This window comes from Companilactobacillus bobalius (assembly GCF_009764355.1).
Genome location: NZ_LNUA01000011.1, coordinates 83,101 through 107,780, shown reverse-complemented (window position 1 = coordinate 107,780; position 24,680 = coordinate 83,101). Strand labels below are relative to the sequence as shown.

General features: G+C 37.1%; 21 protein-coding genes. 3 read left to right on the top strand and 18 right to left on the bottom strand.

The genetic code is table 11. The annotated features are described in order from the left end of the window. The first annotated feature begins 10 nt into the window (after nucleotides 1-10). Complete coding sequence (locus tag ATN92_RS02355) at nucleotides 11-3,193, top strand: L-type lectin family protein (protein WP_056953568.1); 3,183 nt, start codon at nucleotides 11-13, stop codon at nucleotides 3,191-3,193. Between the two features lie 39 nt (nucleotides 3,194-3,232). Here ATN92_RS02355 and ATN92_RS02350 read toward each other — a convergent pair whose 3' ends face one another. Continuing rightward, on the bottom strand, nucleotides 3,233-5,146 hold the full coding sequence (locus ATN92_RS02350; RefSeq protein WP_056953566.1) for a heavy metal translocating P-type ATPase: 1,914 nt from the start codon (nucleotides 5,144-5,146) through the stop codon (nucleotides 3,233-3,235). A gap of 121 nt (nucleotides 5,147-5,267) precedes the next feature. On the opposite strand from ATN92_RS02350, the gene ATN92_RS02345 reads away from it, so the two are divergent. Next, on the top strand, nucleotides 5,268-5,627 hold the full coding sequence (locus ATN92_RS02345; RefSeq protein WP_054643830.1) for an ArsR/SmtB family transcription factor: 360 nt from the start codon (nucleotides 5,268-5,270) through the stop codon (nucleotides 5,625-5,627). Between the two features lie 84 nt (nucleotides 5,628-5,711). On the opposite strand, the gene ATN92_RS19275 is transcribed toward ATN92_RS02345, so the two are convergent. The 15 genes from ATN92_RS19275 to ATN92_RS02270 all read right to left on the bottom strand — a co-directional run bounded on the left by ATN92_RS19275 (nucleotide 5,712) and on the right by ATN92_RS02270 (nucleotide 21,681). Next, a complete protein-coding gene (locus ATN92_RS19275) occupies nucleotides 5,712-5,825 on the bottom strand; it encodes a hypothetical protein (RefSeq protein WP_411762955.1) in 114 nt (37 codons plus the stop codon). A gap of 252 nt (nucleotides 5,826-6,077) precedes the next feature. Continuing rightward, the gene (locus tag ATN92_RS02335; protein ID WP_082604558.1) at nucleotides 6,078-7,499 is read right to left on the bottom strand and encodes an LCP family protein; all 1,422 of its coding nucleotides are present in this window, start codon (nucleotides 7,497-7,499) and stop codon (nucleotides 6,078-6,080) included. A gap of 147 nt (nucleotides 7,500-7,646) precedes the next feature. Further along, nucleotides 7,647-9,764 (bottom strand): SLAP domain-containing protein, encoded by a 2,118-nt coding sequence (locus ATN92_RS02330; RefSeq protein WP_056953564.1) that lies wholly within the window; start codon nucleotides 9,762-9,764, stop codon nucleotides 7,647-7,649. An 89-nt stretch (nucleotides 9,765-9,853) separates the two neighbouring features. Beyond that, nucleotides 9,854-10,846 (bottom strand): acyltransferase family protein, encoded by a 993-nt coding sequence (locus ATN92_RS02325; protein ID WP_056953561.1) that lies wholly within the window; start codon nucleotides 10,844-10,846, stop codon nucleotides 9,854-9,856. 67 nt (nucleotides 10,847-10,913) lie between these two features. Continuing rightward, a complete protein-coding gene (locus ATN92_RS02320) occupies nucleotides 10,914-11,888 on the bottom strand; it encodes an LCP family glycopolymer transferase (RefSeq protein WP_056953559.1) in 975 nt (324 codons plus the stop codon). A 26-nt stretch (nucleotides 11,889-11,914) separates the two neighbouring features. Next, a complete protein-coding gene (locus tag ATN92_RS02315) occupies nucleotides 11,915-13,330 on the bottom strand; it encodes an oligosaccharide flippase family protein (RefSeq protein ID WP_056953558.1) in 1,416 nt (471 codons plus the stop codon). Beyond that, complete coding sequence (gene glf / locus ATN92_RS02310; protein WP_056953556.1) at nucleotides 13,330-14,448, bottom strand: UDP-galactopyranose mutase; 1,119 nt, start codon at nucleotides 14,446-14,448, stop codon at nucleotides 13,330-13,332. The genes ATN92_RS02315 and glf overlap by 1 nt, the downstream gene beginning before the upstream one ends. Before the next feature lie 12 nt (nucleotides 14,449-14,460). Then, a complete protein-coding gene (locus ATN92_RS02305) occupies nucleotides 14,461-15,639 on the bottom strand; it encodes an EpsG family protein (RefSeq protein ID WP_056953553.1) in 1,179 nt (392 codons plus the stop codon). 24 nt (nucleotides 15,640-15,663) lie between these two features. Further along, nucleotides 15,664-16,587, bottom strand: coding sequence for a glycosyltransferase family 2 protein (locus ATN92_RS02300; RefSeq protein ID WP_056953551.1), 924 nt, complete (start codon nucleotides 16,585-16,587; stop codon nucleotides 15,664-15,666). Nucleotides 16,588-16,610: 23 nt separating this feature from the next. Then, entirely contained in the window at nucleotides 16,611-17,603 is a 993-nt protein-coding gene (locus ATN92_RS02295; protein WP_056953549.1) for a glycosyltransferase family 2 protein, read from the bottom strand. Next, complete coding sequence (locus ATN92_RS02290) at nucleotides 17,604-18,653, bottom strand: glycosyltransferase (protein ID WP_056953547.1); 1,050 nt, start codon at nucleotides 18,651-18,653, stop codon at nucleotides 17,604-17,606. Then, complete coding sequence (locus ATN92_RS02285; RefSeq protein ID WP_056953546.1) at nucleotides 18,653-19,426, bottom strand: DUF4422 domain-containing protein; 774 nt, start codon at nucleotides 19,424-19,426, stop codon at nucleotides 18,653-18,655. Before ATN92_RS02285 ends, ATN92_RS02290 begins: the two co-directional genes overlap by 1 nt. A gap of 1 nt (nucleotide 19,427) precedes the next feature. Continuing rightward, nucleotides 19,428-20,093, bottom strand: a complete 666-nt coding sequence (locus ATN92_RS02280; RefSeq protein WP_056953544.1) for a sugar transferase — start codon at nucleotides 20,091-20,093, stop codon at nucleotides 19,428-19,430. Nucleotides 20,094-20,158: 65 nt separating this feature from the next. Beyond that, nucleotides 20,159-20,899, bottom strand: coding sequence for a CpsD/CapB family tyrosine-protein kinase (locus ATN92_RS02275; RefSeq protein ID WP_056953542.1), 741 nt, complete (start codon nucleotides 20,897-20,899; stop codon nucleotides 20,159-20,161). 5 nt (nucleotides 20,900-20,904) lie between these two features. Then, the gene (locus tag ATN92_RS02270; protein ID WP_056953540.1) at nucleotides 20,905-21,681 is read right to left on the bottom strand and encodes a YveK family protein; all 777 of its coding nucleotides are present in this window, start codon (nucleotides 21,679-21,681) and stop codon (nucleotides 20,905-20,907) included. A 265-nt stretch (nucleotides 21,682-21,946) separates the two neighbouring features. Here ATN92_RS02270 and ATN92_RS02265 point away from each other — a divergent pair, with 265 nt between their 5' ends. Then, entirely contained in the window at nucleotides 21,947-22,897 is a 951-nt protein-coding gene (locus ATN92_RS02265) for a beta-1,6-N-acetylglucosaminyltransferase (protein ID WP_056953538.1), read from the top strand. Here the strand turns inward: ATN92_RS02265 and ATN92_RS02260 are convergent. Both ATN92_RS02260 and ATN92_RS02255 read right to left on the bottom strand, forming a co-directional pair. Continuing rightward, entirely contained in the window at nucleotides 22,859-23,515 is a 657-nt protein-coding gene (locus ATN92_RS02260; protein WP_056953536.1) for a hypothetical protein, read from the bottom strand. The two genes, ATN92_RS02265 and ATN92_RS02260, sit on opposite strands and share 39 nt — an antisense overlap. Nucleotides 23,516-23,759: 244 nt before the next feature. Beyond that, nucleotides 23,760-24,593, bottom strand: coding sequence for an acyltransferase family protein (locus ATN92_RS02255; RefSeq protein ID WP_056953534.1), 834 nt, complete (start codon nucleotides 24,591-24,593; stop codon nucleotides 23,760-23,762). Between the last annotated feature and the right edge of the window lie 87 nt (nucleotides 24,594-24,680).

Here is a 24,680-nt window from a genome sequence, read left to right as displayed (position 1 = left end):
GGAAATTAATATGAATTATCACAAGTTATGGCATAATTTGCTACCTACGATTATGTTCTTTTTGACGTTAACAATTTTTTCTATGTGTACAACCAATGTTCATGCGATTGTGGACTTCTCAAGTGTGGCACCATCAAATGATGACGTCCTGAAGGCTGCTCCGAACGGAATGAAGATTGGTAATCTATTTGAATATCCTACAGACTATTCAGGTTCTAAGGACACCAAAAACTCTGTACAGATTCTAGAGGGTGGTGGTTCGAACCCTAATCCTGTCGATGTAATTCAAATGACGGGTGCTCAAGATAACGCAGTAGGTTCCATTTGGGGACGTATGACCAATCCTGATGATTCTACTGAATCATACAATTACTTTGATTTGACTAAAGAACAGACTATTACTGGTTGGATCTACGTTGGACCAACATTTAACGTTTCTGGTGACGGGATTGCTTTAGTCTTACAAAACGACGATAGAGGTATCAACGCAATTGGACGGTACTATAAAAAGGCTGGATTACTTTCGTTTATTGATCCAGAAAAAAACTATGCGGCTTCTGGTGAATCTCTCGGCGTTTACGGAGGAACTTCTTCGCCCGCTACTGTTTCTAATGCAACTGAGTTTGCTGGTAATGCTATCCAAAATAGTTTTGCTCTTGAATTTGATTCTTTTAATAATTCAAGTTCGAGTGCGGGTCTTAGCAATGGCAAAGAACAATTCAACGATAAAAAAACGGATGATCTATTCGACGGTTTATACGATTCTCATCTAACACAGGAGACCAAAGGTCAACATGTTGCTTGGGCCTACCCCGGTGATCCAGACACGTACGTACAAAAGATGGCTCTAACTTATTATTTCTTTGGTATGCATCACCACAATGTTATATTTAATGCTACTATTGGTGGTTATGACTCTCTTACTGGCGCTACAGGTAAAGATGCTTGGCATCACTTTACTTTCACTTACAAACCTGATAAAGATGATAGTAACTACGGCTACATCAATTACGTCTACAATGACCGTGAGACTGACGGAACTGTTAAGCCATATCACACTTGGGATAAACGTCCTCGTGATATTGATGATCCAATCAAAATTGATTTAAGAAAGTTTAATTTAAAAGATGGTCAGACTAAGATTCGTTGGGGCTTTACTAGTTCAACTGGTTCCCCTAATTCATTGCCTGGCTATAATGACATTATTCTTGAAAAAATACCAGCAATCGCTAACGTTACTGATGCATCCAGTCTTTATGATGTTACTCAAGATCGTGCTATCAAAGACCTTGATCGTCGTGATACAAATCCAACTGATAGTGATTCAGATTATACGGTTGATGATGGCGATAAATTAGCCTTTAACTACAATTTGAAATACACTTCTGGTGCTATTGGTACAGGTGATATTACTACCGAACTTCAGCTACCACAACATGTGCTTTACCAAAATGACAGCAATAACCGAATCGGTGAAATTACCTACCCTGACGATCCCGATAGTGTTACTTACATCAGTGCTTCACAGTTGACCACATCTAAAAATGCTGACGGTGATGAAGTACAGACACTCAATCTAGATCTTGGTGCTCTTTCCAAGAAGAGTACCGAAGTTAACATCAAGATTTACGGAACTGCCAACGCACCTATCAGTAATACACTCACTTCAACTACTGTTAGTCCTGAACATACTTCCTATAAGAGTGATTACTATAACGCCGATGTTATGAGTTATGGTTTCAAAATAACTAATCAAAAACTACAAATTGTGGCCGCAAAAGACAGCGAGACACAAAAGGTCAAAAGTACTGATGACTTTAAACTGGAAGGAACTGCTAGTTACCTATTTAGTTCTAAATTCAGTGGTGATGACCTTTCCGCTTACGGTGAAATCTTTGACGCTAATGGCAAGACCACAAATATGAAGAGTACTTGGACCGTGCCGGTTGCTAAAGATGCCACAACAGGTGACTATTCACTAGATGTCCCCAAAGGCACTCTAGATCCGGGCGACTATAAAATCAAAGTTTACCTAACCGACAGTCAAGGACTCGTTTCTAATACCGTGACCTATAACATCACCGTAACCGACAGCGAATTAGTTATCACTCCTGACAAAACTGATATTACGGTTAATGATAATAAACCAGTCACGCTATCAGGAAGCTACAAGTATTCTGATGATTCTCAATTTAAAGATGAAGATGCCACAAAGACTTATGAAATTACCAATCCTGATGGCACCGTCCATAAGATCACTAAAACTGTAGCCCACGATAAAAAGATCGATATTACTTTGAAACCAATTGCTTATGACAAGCCGGTTACTCAAACTTTAGATGATTATCTAAAGAATCCCGCTGAAGACAACGTCCTAGCTGAAGGTAAAAATACTGTTAAAGTAACAGTTCAAGATGGAAAATATGCTAGTGCAAGCACAACGATTACTGTCAATGTGCCTAAACTAACACCAAAGATCACTGCTAAATCTAATGACTTAACGGTCCTAGGCCCTAGCGGTAATATTTACTTCCCAATGGACTTCACTTACGATAGTGACTATGCCCTCAACTATCATGATTTAACTGGCGTCTTCACAGTTGACAATCAAACACCGATTAATCTCAAATTGCCTAATCCAACCGAAGCTCAAACTTCGAGTTTTGATATGAGTTTCAACTTATCCGGTGATCAATTGAAACTACCAACAGACAAAGATACTTCTGTGGTGTCTGTCTACTTCACCGATCCATATGGGCGAAAGACTAACACAGAAACCTTCAACTTAAAGATTTTAGCCAAAGCTTTGGAGCTAGACTTCAACAATTATCGTTTCAAGACAATTGACCCTAAGTCATTCAAGCCCGGTTATATCAACCGTTCTGGCGATTGGAAACTGAATGTCACAAGCTACAAGGCTGGTTGGACCCTCAGCGCTAAAGCTGGCAACTTGGACTACGCAGCTACTGACGAACAATCTGACCTTTCGATGGCATTCGTTAATAAAGATAACCTAGCTACTCCATTAAATATGGACCCTGTAATTGCTAAAGACAGCAGTTTAGCAGCTCATACGGTCGATATTAGTAACCAATGGAGTTCCGATAATGGTATTCTTTTGAAAGCTAATACCGTACCAAGAGCCGGCGATTACAAAGGTCGAGTTAACTGGAATTTGACCGAAAGTCTATAAAAAAAGAGACCCGTAAGGGTCTCTTTTTTGTGTTCAATATTAGTTATCAAAGTTAATAAATTGCAATCGAATTGCATTTAAAACAGCTATAATGGTTACTCCAACATCGGCGAAAACAGCTTGCCACATGTTGACCATTCCTAAAGCTCCCAATAATAGGAACAAAATCTTAATGACCAAGGCAAATGAGATATTCTCAACCACAATACGACGGGTCTTTTTGGCTATCTTCATAGCTTCGGAAACTTTTGATGGCTCGTCTCCCATGATGACGATGTCAGCAGCTTCAACCGCTGCATCTGAACCCAAACCACCCATTGCAAAACCGATATCAGCAGTTACTAGAACGGGAGTATCATTGATTCCGTCACCAACAAAGGCAACTTTCTTGTTGTTTTGATGTGATACTTTCAATAAATCATTGATAATCTCAACTTTATTTTCTGGCAAAAGATTCGTGTAAGCTGCACTCATTTTTAACTTCCGAGCCATTGCTTGACCGACAGTTTGATTATCGCCGGTTAACATGACATTCTTGTGAATTCCTCGATTGTTCAACAATTGAATTGCCTTTTGAGCATCACTCTTAGGCACATCCGCAATCACAATATCACCCCAGAATTGGTTATCGACAGCCACGTAAACAACTGTTCCCACAGCATCTGTTTCAGTGAAAGCAATCTTGTTTTGCTTGAGTGCTTTGGCATTTCCGACGATAACTTCTTGACCATCTACTTGAGCCATTAAACCATGTCCGGCTTTTTCATCAGCTTTAGTCACGGTCAATAACTCACCTTCGTAAGCCTGAAGGATTGATTTAGCAATCGGATGAGTTGAATTCTTCTCAACACTAGCCGCCATCTGCAACAATTTTTGTTCTAAAATATTTACCGAATTAACTTGCACAACTGAGAATTGACCTTTAGTCAAAGTTCCCGTTTTGTCAAAAGCTACTGTATCCACGTCATTCAAGGCTTCCAAGTAGTTGCTTCCTTTAACAAGGATACCTTGCTTAGAAGCCGCACCGATACCACCGAAAAAACTCAATGGTACTGAGATAACTAGAGCACAAGGACAAGAAATTACTAGGAAAATTAATGCTCGGTAAATCCAAGTATTCCAATCACTCGTCATAAGAGACGGTACGATTGCTAAGGCTACTGCTAGAAAGACTACGATTGGTGTATAAATTTTAGCAAACTTAGTGATAAATTTTTCCGTATCGGCCTTCTTGGTGCTAGCATTCTCAACTAAATCCAAAATCTTGGCTACGGTCGAATCGTTGTAAAGCTTAGTAACCTTGATGCGCAAAGTTCCAGTCTGGTTGATCGAACCACTCAAAGCTGTATCACCCACCTTGATCGACTGTGGCATCGACTCACCAGTTAGAGCTGATGTATCAACTGCTGAGCTACCTAAAACAACTGTTCCATCTAGTGGAATTTTTTCTCCAGGTTTAACCAAAATTGTATCACCAATCTGAACCAGATTAGGATCAACAACATTATTCTGATCGCCTGAAATCAAAGTTGCGTAAGCCGGCTTTACTTCTAGTAAAGCTGAAATAGAACGTTTTGACTTATTAACAGCAATGTCTTCAAAAACATTACCCAACTCATAAAAAAGCATAACCGCAATGGCCTCAGGATATTGTTTGAGAATGATTGCCCCAATCGTGGCGATACTCATCAGGAAGTTCTCATCGAAAATTTCTCCGTGAAAAATATTCTTGATGGCCTGCCAAACGATCCGTGCCCCAATAACTAGATAGGCTCCGACCAATAAGACAATATTAAAAGGTTCCGGAACAAAGGAACTGGACCCCACTATCAACAAAATGAAGGCAATCAATAGTCGCGTGATTGTCAGTTTTGTTTCCGAACTCATTTCACTTTTTATTTGATTAGCTTTCTTTTTAACTTTGTAATCAGTTTGGACATTATATAATTTCATAACGTTGTCCTCCTCGAAAGAGTTTACATGTTCAATTGAATATATGAGCATTCATTCATATGTGAATTATAATATAATAAAGTATCAGTTTGCAACCTATTTTTGATAAGAGGAACAAAAAATGTCAGAACAAAATTTTGAGATGGAACACCAACAAGCTCTCCATAATTTAAAGCAAGGTTTACCCGATGATACCGATTTGGAAGCCATGGTCAACATCTTCAAAGCATTCGGCGATATGACCCGAGTTAAGATCATCTTAGCTTTATCTGAAACGCCTTTAAGTGTCGGTGAGATTGCGGATACCTTGGACATGAGCCAGTCCTCCATCTCCCACCAACTCAGCATTTTGAAACAGTTAAATTTGGTCTCCAACGCCAGACGTGGTAGAAATATTCACTACCGTTTGAGCGATCAACATATTATTACCATCTTCAATCAAACTAAAGAACATATTATTGAAGATGACAATGACTTCTAACGCAAAAAATTCCACTAAAATAACTTGATTAGTTATTTAGTGGAATTTTTGATTTTCTACGATAATGAATTAAAGCATATTAACTCAAGATATAACTACCAAATCAGTTATTTCACTATATCCTTTATTGCTCATTACCAAAGCAGGTCTTCGTTTTTTTATCCCTTTCCCTGTGGAAGAATCAAAGACAATTTGAATAATATCTTGTTTGTCAGGTATACATTAGAGTTCATTTCCCAGAAGATGTCCTCCCATTTCCTCCTTTTGATAAGAGTTACGGTACTTTCTTATGATTTTTTTACACTATTATTATCCATAATTACTAACCTCTTTTTCATTACATCTTAAATATATATACTGTGTAATTTTAAAATCCAATTTAAAAGCAATTTTGAAATTGTGTAACAAAAAAAGGTTCCTTCAAGTTTAAATTTGAAGAAACCTTTTATTTTATTCACCATAACCTGATGATGCATAACCATTATTTACATCACTGCTAGAACTGTCAGTAGATGCTGATGAACCGCCTCCATATGAGGATTCACCACTATTACTTGAAGAACTGCCGCTACCGGTTGTTGAACTGGAGCTTCCGGTATTAGATGACGAACCGCCACCATAATAGCCGCTATTTGCTGAACTTCCGCTGTTACCTGTTGATGAACCACTTCCGTATGAAGAACCAGTACTAGATGATGTGCCACTTGAAGAATTGCTACCATAAGATGAAGTACTTCCAGCACTATTACCTGTTGCACCGGATCCGGCTGTTGAGGAAGAACCTGTTGCTGAACTCGTGGTACCAGTTGTATCAGATGCAGCACTATTGGCTGTTCCACTATCAGTATCAGAAGTATTGCTGTCAGTTGTTTCCTTCTTAGTCGATTCTTTCTTGGTCTTCTTCTTAGTTACCTTTTTCTTCTTGTCCTTCTTTTTAGCTGGTTCGGTAATCTTTTCACCCTTTTGATAAGAAATCTTACCTGTCTTGACGTGTTCTAAATTCAAATTGTCACGAATAAAGTTAGTTACTCGCTGCAACTCTGAATCCTTGACGATTTTCATACTTTGACCAGCAACTTTTGCCGCTGTACCTTTCATATGTGTTTGATTCGTTTCGCCATTATAGAAATAATTCTTAGCTAAAACGTTCAAATCAGCGAAGGTTAAATCAGTCTGTGTTTGTTCAGCCATTGAGTTGAAGAAACTTTGATTTAACAAGGTTGAAATTGAGTCACTCTTATGCAAAATGGCACTTAGAACGTCGAATTGACGTAACTGACGACCATAATCGTTATTGGCGTTATTGACATAATCAATGGCTTTGGCACCATCCATATGTGTCTTTTCCCCTTGTTCGTAGACATCAACTCCACCGACTTGATCGATCACATCTTCCATACCTTCTAAATTAATCAAGGCATAAAAATCGATTGGTACGTTCAAAAGTTTAGATACAGTTGTCACAGCTGTTTTAGCCTGGCCATAAGAATAAGCCGCATCTATTTTAGCAGGTGACTTCCCTTTGTAACCTGGAACTACAACTGCTACATCCCTTGGAATACTTGTAATAGAAGTTTTTCTAGTCTTAGGGTCGATTGTAACGACCATCATTGAGTCCGTGCGACCCGTATAATTACGACCAGAAGCTCCATTATCTGTCCCCATTAATAAGATTGAAACCGGAGTCCTCTTTTTCAAAATTGAACTGACATTACGTGATTTATTCGCACCAGACGGTGCAAAAGAACTGTTAATTGCTGCTTTGACACTACGATAGTGTGACATTCCAAATGCCGCTGTACCGAAGATGAGCAAAGCTAAAATTGACAAAAATACATTACGAAATGTGTGACTTTTGTGTTTTTTGTGCATGTTGTTTTCCCCCACATTTTCTAACTACCCTTAGGTGCTCATATGAACTTTATCATATTTGCCAAGGTGATTAGAGGTATAGACGGAAATATCTTTAATATAGGAAACAAAAATCGCTAAAATCTGTTTGATTTTAGCGATTTCTCATCATGCACGAACAAATTCATCTGTAGCAATACGATAATAAGCAATTCCATTAATGACAACCTTACGGTCAACTTTCCAAGAAGTACCAGTTGCCAATTGATAATCTAATAACTTACCAGTAGCCGAATAAACTGGTGTTTTAACTTTAGCAGTGAAGACTTTGGGGAATGTGGTTGAAACTACCTTACTACCAGAAACATTCACTGCATCAGCGGCTACCCACTCGTCACTGGCAACACGATACATTTTGATTCCATTAATAGTGGCACTACTATCAGTTAACCAATTGGAACGTGCTGGCAAAGTTGTACTCAATTTAATACCTTTTGAATTGAACAAAGGTACAGCTGAACTTGCTGCCAAAACTGTTCTCGTTTGAATTGGTGTATAAGTAATTCCACTATCAGCTAACAAGTATTCATTAGTTCCCACTTCATAATATTGTTGACCATTGATTTCCACTACTCTGTCATAAGTCCAACCGGTATTAGGCCCTAATTCAACTGCCAATGTGTTACCTTCAATATCAGTTAATTTTGTATAACCATTGAAAGTTCTGACAACACCACTCTTATCAACATATGTTGGTGCCACTGGAGTTGTGGTTGTTTCACTAGATTCATTACCTGCAGTGTCAAGAACGTTACTTGATCCAGTTGAATCACCAGTCTCTGTAGATTGCGCAGGTGTTGTCGGTTCAATCACAGGTTTAGTTGAAGTCTTCCAAATCAAAGGTTGTGAGTACATCCCGAAGTATTCCAAAGTTGAGTTGCCGTAGCTCTTCTGCAACATCGAATCGTCATTACTGCTGATGTAGTCGCCAATAATGCCGTAAGTTAATTTCTTAGCCGAAGTGTCAGGATCGGCAATCTTATAAACGTCGCCTTTAACATGAATCAAGTTATCGTCAGCAGGCGTCTTGACCGTCGTCGTGTAGTGGTAAGTCGAGGCCAGATCTTCACCATCAATTCCTTTAAATGGCAAAGCAGTAAAGATTAGACCTGCTTTACTTGCGGTAGCGTAGACAGGTATAGTGCTGGCTACATTATTGTGATTAACGAATACAGTTACCGATTTTGTTCGATTGATACCTTTCAAGGCCGAAAAGTTAGAAATCGAACCGTTATTCAAAACAATGTCATTGTATGTTTTACCGTTATTAGCATATTTGACCAGCCATGGTGCAATCTTTTCTAATTGTGCTTGCGTAATTCCTGAATTAGCTGAAACGGCAGTATCACCAGTTAATTCAACATTTGTAGCTTTAGAAATATCCAATTTAACCAATTGATTCAAATCAATTTCCTTAGCCTTAGCATTGCTATAGTTGCCGTCCAAAGTAAAATTGTAAATTGGAATTCCATACAAAGGTGACAAATCGAGGTCAGCTTTCGGATCTGAAGCTAATTTAACTTGGAAAAATACCTGAGTATTCTTTGGTAAATACTTCAAAACTTGCAAACCATCAAGATTTTCAATTGGCGTATCGGTTTCATCTGTCACATTAGGATTAATGCCAGATAAATAAACCGTTTCATTTAGGAAAAATTCAGAATTATTAAACTTTTGAAATTCTCCAACGGTTACTTTGTCCTTATCATTCAAACCCAATGACCATTTGACCATTGATGATAGTGTCGGATCCTTGATATCTATGACTGTATCTGCCGATTCTGGCTTGTTCGCTACCACATTAGTTGCTGGTGTTTTCTTAACTACAGTCGGTGCCACTTTAACTACTGGTTTGGCAGTTTGAGTAACTTCAGGTTTTGCTACTGAATTGTCAGTTGGTGCAGTTGTTTTTTGTACATTAGTAGTTGTTGACTGTGTTGTAGTCGTAACTGGTTTTGATGTAGCCGTGGTTGGCGTCTTTTCTGTTTGCGTATCAACTGTTGATGATTGCGTAGTTGTTACCAGTTTTGATACATCAGTATTATTTGTTGGTGCTTGAGTCGTTGTAGTGGTTGAAGTAGTTGGTGGTACAGCCTTTTCAACACTCACATTAGTATTTCCATCAGTTGTAGTATCGGCTTTAACGGTTTGATTTGATAATGATGTCAAAATCATTGCTGAAAATAGTGTTGCCCCTAAATATACACATTTCTTATTTAATAACATAACTATCATCCTTTTCCATATCTTCTGCCGTAATAATAGTTCATGAATTCTTATGTAGTTATTTATAAGAATCGTTTTGTACTTTTTGTCTAACTCCGCACTAGTCGTGGATAAAAAATCCATCTGACCAATTTAATTCTATTGACCAAAAAGCAAACGAAGAGTGACAATAACCAAGTCCCAGCAATCAAAGCCAATACAACCAAGAAGTAATTTGATAAAACAATCTTAAAGAGCAGCACTTTCAACAATGTCTTAATCGGAACGTGAACTAGATAAATTACGATTGAAGCTTGACCATATCTACTGAAGTAGTTATATAAACGACTTGGATGTAGATTACTAAAAAGATAGAAGAAAACGAAAATACTCAATAATTTAGAAATGCTAGTTGCCGGTACCATTCCATCAGTGTTGTACCAATCACTGACTAGAAAATATTGAAATACCAGACTGACCAACATCCCACCTAATGAACCAAAGAATAGTAACTTGTTCTTCAACAAAGCTTGATGTTTCTTTAAAACGACTCCAATCATAAAGCAAGGTAACCAACCAAAAGTTCCAGAAACCATGAATGGCAGTTGAACTGTCTGTACAAGAATGAATAAACCGCCATAAATAAGCAATTGCCAGTACCATTGAATGTGCAATAAATCGATCAAACCAACTACTAAAAAGATAAAGAATAAACTGTACAAAAACCACAACTCACCAATCGGTTTATTCCAAATCTGCCCCAAACTGCCCCAGGTATATAACTTATTAACATTACTCTTGTCGAATTGTTGCAGCATAATAAAAATTACGGAAAAAATTGCATAGGGAATCATCAATCCGCAAAATTTTTTCTCCATCCCTTTAAGATACTCACCACTCGACTTAGGAGCACGATACAAGAACCCTGATAGCGCAAAGAAACAAGGCATGACGAAGGTCAAAATAATTCCCAGTAAAAACTGTGATAGCAAATTATAATTTCCAAAGTGGTTTGATTCTAACAGATCACTCAGGCAGTGGGCTACGACCACAAAGAAAATCGTCAAACCTTTGCCAAAATCAATCCAGCCAATTCTTTTCATGATGTTTCCTCCCTTCAAAAAAAGGAATCATATCACACCGATATGGTTCCCTTTTTGATATCAAAATTTATTTCTTAGCGACTGGAGCTTGAACCGGTACGTATTCAATATCACCAGTTGTAGCTTTGGACAATCCTAGGTTAACTCTGAGATCATCTGTGACACGTTGTAATTCAGCTTTGTTAACAACTTCCATGCTTTGACCAGATACTTTGGCAGCACTGCCTTGGAGGTTATCTTCAACAGTATGATCACCGACTTCATCATAATTCTTGTCTAGTAAAGTCATACTATCGAAAGTTAAATCTGTTTCCATTTGACCAGAAACTGAATTGATCAAACGTTGGTTGAACAATGTAGAAATTGAACGCCCCTTGTGTAGCAAAGCTGATAGAACAGCTCTTTGACGGTCCTCACGAACATAGTCATTGCCATTACTGATGTAAGCCATAGCTTCTCTGCCGTCCATATGTGTTGAACTGCCCTTTACAAAGTTATAACCTGCAACGCTAAATGAAACATCAGGAACGACTTCGATACCTTTGACATCGTCAATTGCTTGTTTCATACCATCCATATTCAATAGCAAGTATGAATCAATTGGCACATTCAAAAGTTGTTCAACAGATGTAACAGCTGTCTTAGTTTGACCTAATGAGTAAGCCGAACTAATTGTAGCTGGTGAACTCTTTTCAAATCCAGGCACTTTAATAGCAACATCGTGTGGAATTGTAGTGATAGTAGTCTTCTTAGTAGCTGGGTTCACGGTTAGAACCATCATACTGTGAGTATCACCTTTGTATGAACTGATCGAACTATTGGTATTAATACCCATCAACAAAATGGAAAATGGTTTGCGAGCTGCCAATTCAGCGTGGACATCACGACTTTCAGCTCCAGAAGGTACAAATGAACTGTTGACCGCACTCTTAACATCACGATAACGAGTCATTCCAAAGGCTGCGCCACCTAAAATAAAGATTAAAACGAACCACATACATAAATCTCTTATAGTGTGTCTCTTATTTCTGTTTCTATACATAAGGCCTTTCCTCCTCATATAGGTATTTATTTTTTCAAGAATCGCTTAGCTTGAGTTAGCATCTTAACTTTAAATAACAATATCAAAGCCAAATATGTCAAGAAACCAATGGATACTTCAAAAATGATTGAGAACCATCCATTAGGTAGAATTCTATCTAATGAAAAAACAATACAAAACATAATCAATCCCGACAGTAAGTACTTATAAGTGTCGTCAAACAACTTAGAATAAGATACTTGGTGCCGGATAGAGACTAATTGATACAAAGTGACCGATAATTCTGACAAAATCGTTGAAATAGCCGCTCCAACTGTACCCCAAAAGAAAATCAGTGGAATATTGGCAATCAGATTTACCACTGCCCCTAAAATAACTGAAATCGTATAGGCCTTGGTCTGATTAGTTGGTAACAAATATTGCATCCCAATCGCATTGCTCCAAGCAATCAAGATGATAATCAACGCTTCGATCATCATAATCGGAATAACTCCGTGAAATTTGTTGGTAAAGAACAATGGTACAAATTTAACGGTAATCGCCATCAACCCCAACATCATCGGGATGGACGACATGGTAATAAAAGAAAAACTGGTATACAAATACTCTTTAGCTTTGTCCAGATGACCATTAGCAAAGGCATTTGCAACGTGTGGTAACATCACAGTTCCCGTCGCCGTCACTACTGCTAAAACCATTTTGATGATTTTGTCTGACTGATCAAAGTACCCAGAAGCTTGAACCGAAACCATCGAACCTAACATCGTCTTATTCAAAACAACATAGATTTGAGTGGCAATTTGCGGTACGAATAGAATCAAGGCTGGCTTGAAATGTTTTGCAATCCGCAAATCGTGAAATCTGGGTCTACCGATATACTTGTGCAAACTGGGAAACAGGGTCAAATTCCCAATCAACAATGACAGTGACAAAATCAAAATGTAGATAGTCAAATCAGCTTTTGACTTCACTAAAGTAAAAATACTGACCAAAGTTAAAATCTTAATGATGAAATTTCGTAGCACTGTCACAGCAAAATTCTCAATTCCCATAAAAAACCAGGAAATATCGAAGATAACGGCTATTAACGAAATTGCTTGAGCTAAGTAATAGATTTGGTAATCACTCACTAATCCAAAGAATATTCCAAAGGCTAAAGTAGCTATGACCACTGTTATTAGCCGCATCAGAAAGATTTCGTAGAACGTGGCGGTCAATTTTTGCCGATCATTGCGGACAAAAGCAATTTGTCGATTTCCATAAAGATTCACGCCAATGCTTCCAAAGAGGATGAAATATTGAATAATTGAATTCGTGTAAGAATTTATTCCAACTCCCCTCGGACCCAGCACTCTAGCTAAATATGGCGTTGTTACTAAGGGAACTATCAGAATAAATACTTGATAAAAAGCATTATAGAGGTAATTTTTAATAACTTTCATTAATCGTCAAATTCTTTCTTGACAGTTTGTAGAGCTGCCATAATCGTCTGATCCATATTGTAGTAACGATATTGACCTAAACGTCCGCCAAAAATCACTTGAGGATAATCTTTACGAGCTAGTTGCAGATACTTGGCATAGAGTTCCTTGCTGGCGTGGTCATTGATTGGATAATAAGGCTCATCCCCAATCTCCCAAGCCTTAGGATATTCATGCGTTATAACGGTTTTATCTTTAACATCTTGTCCAGGATCAAAGAATTTATGTTCAATGATTCTCGTGTAAGGCGTCTGGGAATCGGTATAATTAACAACTGCATTGCCTTGGTAATTAGCCTGATTCAACACTTCAGTTTCAAAACGAAGGCTTCGATACTCTAAGGCTCCAAACTGGTAGTTGAAGAACTGATCGATCATTCCGGTGAAAATAATTTTGGCACCTGACTTCAAATATTCATCCTTATGATCAAAGAAATCGGTCTGGTTCTGCACTTCAATCAACTTATTACCCAACATTTTTTCGATAATTGGTGTATAACCACCAATGGGAATTCCTTGGTATGGATCGTCGAAATAATTGTTGTCATAAGTAAACCGAACTGGCAAACGACGAATGATAAAGGCTGGTAAATCCTTAGCTGACTTGCCCCATTGTTTCTCTGTATAACCCTTGATCAATTTTTGATAAACGTCGGGACCTACTAAGGAAATAGCCTGTTCTTCCAAATTCTTGGGATTACCATCCAGTTCTAAAGACTGCTTCTGTTGCTCAATCTTGGCTTGTGCTTGAACTGGAGTAACTACGCCCCACAACTTATTAAAGGTGTTCATGTTGAAAGGTAAATTGTAGATTTCCCCATTGAAATTAGCGATGGGACTGTTGATGTAGTGATTGAATTCCGCAAATTGATTGATGTACTGCCAAATTTCTGATGACTTGGTATGAAAGATGTGAGCTCCGTACTCATGAACCTGAATACCGGCAACTTCATGCGTATAAATGTTGCCGCCGATGTGACTACGTTTCTCAATTACTTTGACTTGATGACCTCGTTTAGCAGCCTCATAAGCAAAAACAGCTCCAAACAATCCTGAACCAACGACTAAATATTTTGTCATATTGCACCTCCATCAAAGTGCCACGGTCTGATAAACTGCAACGTACCAATATCCAAAGAGTACAAAGGCTGTGGCGTAAGTCATCAAATTATAGAAGAACATCAGATAAGCCGTTCTGTCTTTGAGTCGTTCGGTTGAAAACAGTAATGCCTTCAAAGGTGCGCTCATGAAGAGCAGTAACATGATGGCTCGCAAGTAAATCTGTGAATTCATAAATGATCCAATTGTAAAAGCGATGATATATAGATAGAGCGTCAAATAACCTTTTGGTAAAACCGTATCTTTATACAAAGATAGGAACAGCAGCAGCTCCACAATCAAAGCTACAAAAACCATCGAGGTGAAGGAAACCTCCGCTCTACCGGTTGAAGCACTAAACTCAGTTTGTCCATAAACGTAATTCTGTGACTTGGAAAATAGTGAACTCATCATTGGCAACTCACTGACTTGAGCCAAAAGATTAACGATGAAAGTCATGAAATGGTTATAGATCAAAAGAATCACCATCACTACTGCGTCAAAAATGTGATTGCCAAAGAAAACAAATTTGTTTTTCAAAGCCAGTAACAATCTGAAGAGGACAAACACGATGGCAATGGGATGAAAGAACATGCAGAAGATGTAAGCAATAATGGCTTCGACTTTTTCATGCTTTTGTGTTGCGGTCAAATCGGTGAAGATAGCCCAGGCGAAAATCATAAAGGCTAAGAAATTACGAATTCCCTCAATTTGGTAAAACAAGTTAAAAGTTGTCAGAATCACAAACTGAATCAAAATCAGATTCCAGTGCGAAACTTTGAAATACTTGCCAACTTTCAATAACAAATGCGACAGAAAAATCAGGAATAAGAACGTTGTTATGAAGAAGAACATCCCATTATTTTTGAAAAAGCTAAAGATCCAAATATACACAGCCACCACCGGTTCAGCGGCATACTCTGAATAATTCAGTACCCAATTTAATCCACCACTCAAGCCTGAAATTAAATTAGCATCACGAATCTGATCCAAAATATATTGAAAACGAACTGTATCGAAGTAGACACCATTCATCGGATTAGCCACATAAGCTGGTAAAGCTAACAGAATATCGCTAATCAAAAAATAATGTTTGAGATCATTTTCTTTGAAGATGTAACCAAAAATCAAAAAGAGTACTAATAGCACTGCATAAACCATTCCAAAATTCATGTCATCATCAGTCCCTCCTTGAGATTAGTCACCCTTAGTTTTGGCGTTCAATACGTAATGAATTTTTGGATTGAAGTACATGCCCTCGATAATACCTTTGGACATGATGCCCAATTTCTTAAACCGTTGATGTACCTTGTGGCTAAACAAAACTTGACCATATTCAATTCCGATTCGACCTAAAGATTTAATTTTCTCCGCACCTTTGGCCTTACGAGCACGAAAAGTTTTATTCCGGAAAAGATAAAAGTATCTGCTTAAACGACTGCCACTTTCATCTATGATGTCAATTCCGTCATTAGATTTGGTCTTATGATGGACAATACTTTCTGGAACAAAATAACAGCTGTATTCCCGACTGATTCGAGAGGTATATTCGGCATCATCTTCCCAAATGAAGAATTCCTTGTAAGGTAGACCCTTGACGGAAATCACTTCTCGAGGCACTAGTAAGGAAACAAAACTAGCTGAACTGACTCGTGGATAAAAGATATTGTCGCTGATTTCCAAGTCGTCGCTACTCCAATGGGCCTGGTCTATAGCTGGTACATTCATCACAGCTGGTTTACCGTCAATCCAGCGAACATTGCTAGCTAAAAATCCAAATTGACCAATCGTTGACCAACACTGACTCAATTCTTTTAAAGCTGTCGAAGTCGGAATCGTATCATCATCCATGATCCAAACAAAATCATCAGTCAATTGCTCTTCAAAGATTTTGATGCCTTCGTAGAAACCACCTGAGCCGCCCAGATTCTTGGCTAAATGTTTGACGATCAAACCGTCGATTTGAAGCGAGTCAAGATATTCTTTGGTACCATCTTGACTGTTATTGTCGATCACCAAAATATGTTTCACTGGATAAGTTTGTGCAGTGATGGCGGCAATATTCTCTTTTAAAAGTTTCAAACGATTATAAGTAACTACTAATGCTGTAACTTGTTTCATTTTGCTCACCAGACTAACTAAAATTACGTAACTGGATTCTTCTTTTGGTACAAACGGATATAAGTTTGTGGTGAAAATCTAGCTAAGATAACCGCAGCTGCGTATCTTTTTGGCAAATATTGCAAGGCCTTGAGAATCGCTGGAATTGAATAAAGTGACCAGTATCTTCTTTGCTTTGTCTTATTCCAACTCGTGTCATATTTGATGTGATGATGAATGATATATAACGTCGTTCTGATCTTAAAAGCATTGATAATCGCTGTTTTGACATGTAGTCCGCGACTATTCAAAATTGCTTGTACCTTATTTTCATACTTACTAGCCCAATAGCTGATCTTGGGATTGAACGAAGTTGTTGTTGTTCCCAAAGTCTTGTAGAGGTCGTACAGTATCTGATTGATGAAGACAACTTTTCCCGGTCGGCAATTCAACAAGTACCGCAGATTGAACAGTGAATCCTCGAAGAAATTGCCATTATTAAAACGGAGTTGGTGCCCTTGAATCAGACTCCTGCGAAAAATTTTGTTCCACAAGCCAGTGTCGAATTCCTTATTTTTATCCAAATAATTGGTGATCAAATCTTTTTCATTCTTAGCACCAGTTAGGTCGGTTTGATCTTCCACAACTGTCTTATCCGGATAGATTTTTTTGATTCCACACATAACCAAATCATTGTCAGCTTCAATTTTATGAACCATGATCTGCAACATATTTTTTTCAACAATGTCATCACTGTCAAAGAACATGACATAATCACCTTTGGCATGATCTAGGCCATTATTACGAGCTGCGGACTGTTTCAAATTCTGTTGTCTGAATAATTCAATATTGGCAAATTTCTTCTGATACGCTTCAATACAACCAATCGAGTCATCAGTTGAACCATCGTCAACTACGATAATTTCAAATGGAAAATCAACTTGTTGTCGCTCAATTGAATCAAGACAACGACCAATCGTTTGCTCGGCGTTATACATCGGAATGATAATACTCAAAGTTATTTTCATTTTTATCATCTACTTCATTTCCGCCAAACTAGCCCAAAAACGTTGGCAAAATTTATCAGTCGCATATTTTCCTAACGTCTGTTGCACCGTGACGTGATTGAAATGTACTTGCTTGATCAACTTCAAAATGTCAGTTACTAAACCTTTGACGTCACCGACTCGATAGAGAAACCCATTCTCTGAATCGATAATATCTGCCGGTCCAGTCGGACAATCTGAAGCAATTCCGGGAACGCCATAACTGATTGACTCCGCTAGAGCCATCGGAAAGCCTTCATACTGTGAAGTCAAAACCGTCGCATCTAATGTCCGAATCTCTTGCCATGGATCTTTCACCCAACCATGCCAGATAACTGTCTGTTTTACATGATGTTTAGCCAGATAAGCCTTACATTCAGCTATCTGTCCAGTGCCATAAATATGTAAAACAACTGCCTGTGGTGGTAAAAGAGTTAGCGCATCAAACAATTCTTGCAAATCCTTTTGCCCCTTCAACATCACTCGTCCGACATAAGCTAAATGAATCACACCATCATCAGCTGGCATGATTACTCGTTTCTTTTTGTCGACTGGATTAAAAATCAAACGAATTCGTTCGGCTTTGATACCCAATGATTCCAATTGCTTGACGATACCAGAACTGATAGCTAAGTGATAGTCGGCATAATGCAACTTGTCAGGATCAACTGTCTTTTCATTAAAAATTGAGAAGTGAATCCAAGAGACTATCAAATAATGTTTACGGAAAACTTTCCTGATTAAAGCTGACCAATGAATGATAGTTGTACTCAAACAAATCACCTGCTCAAAACCACCAAACAACAACCAGTAACTCAAAACCAACATTCGTAAAATTTGATTATCTGTCGCAAAATGAACTTTCACTTTGGTCGGTAATTCAGTGATCCATTGATTATTTTTGTGACCACCCAAAATAACTAAGTCGATCCGATTTAAATTTTCAAAATACTCATTTTCCTGTAAAACTGTCTTCAGAACCGTTTCCGTACCACCATTACCCGATAACTTAGGTGTGATGATAGCAACTTTTCTTTTCATTAGAAGTGCGTCTTTCCTACTTCTAAGCCAAACCTCCGGCAGAAGAAATAGAAGTATTTTTTCATCAGATGCTTGGGACCCACTTCATACCAACGAACTTCGGTATAACGAACCCGATTCTTCTCGACCCAGACATCCATTAACAATTCGCCCAGATAACCATAAACGCGTGAATCCTGTTGCGAATAGTTCGAGATATCCAGTTGTTGTTCCAAAATGTCTAAGACGTTAAACAGAAATTGAGAATATTGATCAAAAAATTGTTTCTTCATGATAAACATGTTGAACATGTGTGCACTGCGACGATGCATCACTTTATCAAAGGAATCTAAGTAATCAGGATAGTAAGTCGCAATCACGTAACGTAATTTATCTAAGGGGTCACTCTTGTGGGCGTGAACGTAATGCGAATAATTCGTCTCAATATAGTAGTGCCGCTTAGTTGGCAAAATAACGTCAGTTGTCTTCAAAATATCGGCAATCTCTTCATCAGTCAGTGGACCATTTTTATCTTCATATGATTTGAAAAAGCGGCGGTACTGTACGAGTCCAATTGCGTCTGACGTATCAAAATTCTTCCAGGCCCAATACATTGCGGTCAACTCGTTATAATGAGGGTTCTTTTCAGAAATGTTCTTGCCAGTATCATCACGTTGAAACTTAATACCTTGTTTAAAATTTTTAACAGCTCCTACCAAAACTGGTAGATATGTCTTTTTATCAACTGGCATTGGAAAAACTTTATGTGCCGCTACGAGTACTTTTGCATCCATATCAATAAGCCCCGTTTTCCTTAAAAATATCGACAAAGTTAGCTAAGATAATTTTCAAATCGACTGTTAAACAAGCTTCATCAATGTAATGCATCTCAATTTCAGCTCGTCTGGGATAGCCAACTTTACTGCGACCTGACGCTTGCCAAAGCCCCATGGCGCCAGGTTTAACTGATAATAATTTCTTACGGTCATATTCCTTCAGTTCATCCTCGACTACTGGTCTTGGCCCTACCAAGCTCATATCACCCTTAAAAATATTGATAAACTGCGGTATCTCATCAATTGAAGATCTTCTCAAGAATCTCCCTAGCTTGGTAATACGTGGATCTTCATCTGGTGGCAGTTTAAAATTATTTTTAACGTATTCTGCGTACAGTTTCTTATCAGCGTGCAGTTCTTCGTCTGCGTTAACGACCATAGAACGAAACTTATACATTTTAAATTTTTGTCCATGGAGCCCCATTCGTACTTGCCCGTATAACACTGGTCCGCGATTAAACTTACTCAAGTGATCTACTAAGGCAATGACCAGATATATTGGACACAAACAGATTAATGCCAACGCTGAAACAAGAATGTCGAATAGTCGCTTGATAAACAGATACCAAGCTGTTTCAATGTCAAAATGTAACTTCTTATACTTCTCATGTTTCGATTCGATCATTTATCCTGCCCCAAAAGCCATTAGGCTTTCCAGTCAATTTAAATTCTCTCCTCGGATATACTTCATTAACTCTTTCTCTGATATTTCTCTAAACCGTAATAACTCCCGTAATAACCATAATGTTGGTCACGAATGACTCGATTCATTACTGCCCCTAAGATGTGTGCGTGAACCATCAACAAAGCTTGTTTAGCATGAGCAACAGCAGCCTTATTAGCAATTCCTTGTGGAACAACTAAAATCACACCATCAACTAAATTGGCCAGAACCTGAGCATCCGTTACTGTATTGATTGGCGGTGCATCTAAAATTAATAGTCCAAAACTTTCTGATAGTCTGGTAAATAATTGTTTAATTTTATTACTACCAAGCAACTCTGAAGGATTAGGTGGAATTGGACCACTCGTAATGACGTACAAGTTGTGAAAATCAGTTGGTTGTATAATCTCTTCAAAAGTTGCGTTGCCCAATAGATAATTGGATAAACCTTTTTTGTTATCAACATTAAAGGTTTGATGAACCGTAGGTCGACGTAGATCGGCATCAATCAATAGAACTTTTTCATTCTGTTGCGCCCAAGTCACGGCAATGTTGCTGCTGACAGTAGACTTACCTTCAGAAGGTTCTGACGAAGTAAATAGAATTGATTTCAAGGGCTTATCAACCGATGAAAACTGAATGTTAGTCCGAATCGTTTTAAATTGTTCCGAAATGATACCGTTAGGATCATCCGAAGCAACCAGACCAACACCATGATGCAAACTGTAATTATCTAATTTTTTATGCTTATTTTTGAAATTTAACATTTGGTTTAAACCCTCCTGTAATTTCTTTCATCGACAGTATTTAAAGTTGGTTCGTCTACAACTGACTTCTTAGTATCTGTCTGTTCAATTACTTTTTGGTCAATCTCATCGACAATTCCCAAGCTGGTCAAACCTAATTCATCACTTAACTCAGTTTCAGTAGTGACAGCACTATTGCTTAACTCTTTCAAACAGGCAAACGCGATACCGAAGATGATACCTAAAACAATTCCAATCAAGACGTTTAAAATTTTCTTAGGACTTGTTGGTGTCGGATCAACTGTAGCTTTAGAAACAACCGAAACATTGTCGACACTCATCAACTTACCAACACGTTTCTTAAAGACACTGGCGGTCTCATTAGCAATAGCGGCCGCAGTTCCCGCATCCGTCGATTTAGCTGTTAAAGAGAACACCTGCGAGTTCTGTGCATTACTAATCGATAAAGATTTGGATAAATTACCGGCACCTTGATAACCGGGATAATCATGAACTCGTTGATTAACCTCGTTTAAAACTGTGGGACTGGTAATGATATCTTTATAAGTACTGATCAATTGCACATCAGCTTGAGCTTGTTGAAACTGACTAGCTTCCGCATCAGAAGAAGCTTTACGGTTGACCAAAATCTCAGTTGTGGCACTGTACTTAGGCGTCATAACGAAGAAAGTTACAAAAATGGAGATAATGATTACAAAGAATGCGGTACCGATAATCATACGAATGTGTTTTCGAATTATCTCCCAAATCCGCAACACACTGATTTTTTGTTGATTTTCCAATTTGCTCCTCCTAATGAATAGAATTTAGGGTATGCAAAAAACCTCACGAAACACTAATTGCACAAAAGCCACTCATAGCTTTCATGAAACCAGTCCCTCATAAGGTTTCTGATTGTCATAGTACTATCATTTTCCATAAACATTCATCATTAAGCCCTCGATTAGACTTAATGTATGAAACACCTACTTTTATATGATTATTTTTTAATTCTAAAAATTAATGTGCTAATATCTATCAAAAAGTTATGCCTTGGAGATGCCAATCATGACTAAACATGCATATTTGATTATTGCGGATAATAAATTTGAACAACTAGGATTCCTATTAACGCTATTGGATGACTCAAGAAATGATATTTATCTTTTAATCGACAAAAAAACGTCGCTAACTCAACAAGACAAGCAGAAGTTACACACTTGTGTTGAGAAAACGACGTTATTAATATTGCATGATATAAAAATCACTTGGGGTACTTACTCCCAAATTGCAGCCGAAATGGAATTGTTTGAAATCGCCAGTGAACATGATAAGTATGGTTATTACCATCTAATCTCCGGCCAAGATTTGCCGCTACGCAATCAGAATTATATTCATAACCTCTTTGACCAACATTCCGATATGATTTTTCTGACCATTCCCTGTCAGGAGATCTATCAAAAAGTTAAGATACCTGAACGGGTTTTGTATGAACACTATTTTATTCGATTTTATGGTAGATCTAGTTTGAATAAGTATGCTAAGAAGTTCTTTCGTATCTTGGAAAGAATCAACTTTGAAATTCAAAAGATTACTGGCGTTACCAAACGTAGAAAAGCTAGTTTGCCACCTATTAAATATGCCTCTAATTGGGTTAGTTTAAATGATGCGGCTGTTAGATATTTAGTCAGCCGGAAGGACTTTATTTATTGGACTTTCCGACATGCTTTTCTTTGTGATGAATTGTTTGTTCCTACTGTTTTGTTGAACAATGAGAAATTTAAGGATACTGTTTACCACCCTCAGCCTGTGCATGATCGACCTGATGAGTTGCAGGGTAATCTGCGGTATATCAATTGGTGGGATGGCTCTCCCTATACTTGGTCTAGTGATGATTGGGATAAGGTGGAATATGGTCGGGATTTGGGACATTTGTTTTCTCGGAAATTTAATTTGGAAACGATATTGCAAACTAAAACCTCATTTTTCAACATACATATTTATACTAGTTCCATGTAATTTATACCTATTGTACTCACCATACAGCACATCTGATTCTATTTTAACTTTTTTATAATTATTATTTTTGAAATCCTGAAACATTGTATACCAATAATTATATTTTGCAAAAATGTTCTTATAGTATGAGGAATCAGCATAATTTTTACTATCAATTTTAACAGTATCCTCTTTCAATGACTCACGTATAGTAGAAAGACTCCCATAAAGTTCAGCCGCAATTCTACTATTTTTTCTATATCCCTCTAGAGAATGTAAATCAAATTCTATATTTTCGATACTAACTTTTACTCTTTCTCTTAAAGAATCAATATCTGAACTATTCCCCGCTGCAAAAGGACCAAAATCACGTCTCAATTCGTCAGTCGTATTTATACTATTATTTGTAGTTATTTCAATTGATTGACGCGTTATATTGTTCTCTAACTTTTCAGTATGTACCTTATCATTTTCAACTTTCCACTCTGTCACTATATTAAGTAACATTGGTACAGTGGCTAAAATCATTGTTGTAATAGTTTTTGATACCTTCTTTTCTTTTTTCGATAAAATCCAAATTGTAATAATCATTATTATTACAATTCCAATATAAATTAATGCTATGAGATGTTTTTTCATAAGATTCTTTTATAATCATATTCTTTAGAAGATTGACAGGTGATTTAAAAAAGCTTCATACCCATTAAGGTACATTAGTTGGTAATTATTTTATTTTTAAATATTTATTAGGATGGAAAAAGAAATTTATTATGTTTACCTTCCTTGAAAGATAACAAATAAATAATGAAGCGAACCATGATAAAATTATTGATAAAATCAAAAAGATAAAATAATTTGGAATTCCAATTTTAATCAATAAAATTTAAAAAAAGGACGTCAAAGGTAAATGTACCAGATAAATAACTATTGAATAATTTCCATACTTCTCAAAATATTCAAAAAACTTATTATTTTGAACATGGTAGAAGAAAAAGAACATCAGGAATATACTTCCAACTTTGAAAATTGCAGTATTCATTAGCATATCATTGTTTCTAAACCATGAACCGCCTAAATATATTCTTATTGCTAAACCAAAAATCGTAATTATTAAAGAAATTACAAATACCATATAATTATTCAGAATATTCATATTCCTCTTAATTAGAATTCCCATATAAAAACATGGTAACCATGAAAATGTCGCATATATAAAGTAAACTGGATTTATCAGTTGTACTACAATAAACAAAATTATGCTTAAAACTAACTGAATGTTAAAAGGAACCTTTATTATATCCATCAAACCTATAAAAACAAATATTAAAAATAATACATATAAAAACCAAAGGTAACTTATTGGCTGTTTATATATAAATATCAGACTTCCCCATGGATTCAATCTATTAACTTTCGTCAAATGCTGTAAAGATACATATAAAATTGAAAATACGATATACGGTATCGAAAAATTTACAAATTTTTTTCTAATTGAATACAGATATCCTTTATTCGATTTAGGTGACTTATATAAAAAACCTGACAGTGCAAAAAAGCATGGCATTATAAATGTATATATTATTGCCAACATCAATTTAGAAAACACATCATATTTTGGAAAAATATTTGTTCCATAAAGTTCATCTATACAATGTGCAGTCAATACAAAGAATATGGTAAATCCTTTACCAAAATCAATCCATCTAATTCTTTTCATTAAATTATCGCCCCTCAAAAGTCATTTTAAAACTTCTTTTTTGACAAAAAAATGAGAAATCACTATTCTTAAGAATCATGATTTCCC

Excerpts from the sequence above, each read along its gene's own strand:
- ATN92_RS02355 (WP_056953568.1), top strand. The coding sequence starts at position 11 with ATGAATTATCACAAGTTATGGCATAATTTGCTACCTACGATTATGTTC.
- ATN92_RS02350 (WP_056953566.1), bottom strand. The coding sequence starts at position 5,146 with ATGAAATTATATAATGTCCAAACTGATTACAAAGTTAAAAAGAAAGCT.
- ATN92_RS02345 (WP_054643830.1), top strand. The coding sequence starts at position 5,268 with ATGTCAGAACAAAATTTTGAGATGGAACACCAACAAGCTCTCCATAAT.
- ATN92_RS02335 (WP_082604558.1), bottom strand. The coding sequence starts at position 7,499 with ATGCACAAAAAACACAAAAGTCACACATTTCGTAATGTATTTTTGTCA.
- ATN92_RS02330 (WP_056953564.1), bottom strand. The coding sequence starts at position 9,764 with ATGTTATTAAATAAGAAATGTGTATATTTAGGGGCAACACTATTTTCA.
- ATN92_RS02325 (WP_056953561.1), bottom strand. The coding sequence starts at position 10,846 with ATGAAAAGAATTGGCTGGATTGATTTTGGCAAAGGTTTGACGATTTTC.
- ATN92_RS02320 (WP_056953559.1), bottom strand. The coding sequence starts at position 11,888 with ATGTATAGAAACAGAAATAAGAGACACACTATAAGAGATTTATGTATG.
- ATN92_RS02315 (WP_056953558.1), bottom strand. The coding sequence starts at position 13,330 with ATGAAAGTTATTAAAAATTACCTCTATAATGCTTTTTATCAAGTATTT.
- glf (WP_056953556.1), bottom strand. The coding sequence starts at position 14,448 with ATGACAAAATATTTAGTCGTTGGTTCAGGATTGTTTGGAGCTGTTTTT.
- ATN92_RS02305 (WP_056953553.1), bottom strand. The coding sequence starts at position 15,639 with ATGAATTTTGGAATGGTTTATGCAGTGCTATTAGTACTCTTTTTGATT.
- ATN92_RS02300 (WP_056953551.1), bottom strand. The coding sequence starts at position 16,587 with ATGAAACAAGTTACAGCATTAGTAGTTACTTATAATCGTTTGAAACTT.
- ATN92_RS02295 (WP_056953549.1), bottom strand. The coding sequence starts at position 17,603 with ATGATAAAAATGAAAATAACTTTGAGTATTATCATTCCGATGTATAAC.
- ATN92_RS02290 (WP_056953547.1), bottom strand. The coding sequence starts at position 18,653 with ATGAAAAGAAAAGTTGCTATCATCACACCTAAGTTATCGGGTAATGGT.
- ATN92_RS02285 (WP_056953546.1), bottom strand. The coding sequence starts at position 19,426 with ATGGATGCAAAAGTACTCGTAGCGGCACATAAAGTTTTTCCAATGCCA.
- ATN92_RS02280 (WP_056953544.1), bottom strand. The coding sequence starts at position 20,093 with ATGATCGAATCGAAACATGAGAAGTATAAGAAGTTACATTTTGACATT.
- ATN92_RS02275 (WP_056953542.1), bottom strand. The coding sequence starts at position 20,899 with ATGTTAAATTTCAAAAATAAGCATAAAAAATTAGATAATTACAGTTTG.
- ATN92_RS02265 (WP_056953538.1), top strand. The coding sequence starts at position 21,947 with ATGACTAAACATGCATATTTGATTATTGCGGATAATAAATTTGAACAA.
- ATN92_RS02260 (WP_056953536.1), bottom strand. The coding sequence starts at position 23,515 with ATGAAAAAACATCTCATAGCATTAATTTATATTGGAATTGTAATAATA.
- ATN92_RS02255 (WP_056953534.1), bottom strand. The coding sequence starts at position 24,593 with ATGAAAAGAATTAGATGGATTGATTTTGGTAAAGGATTTACCATATTC.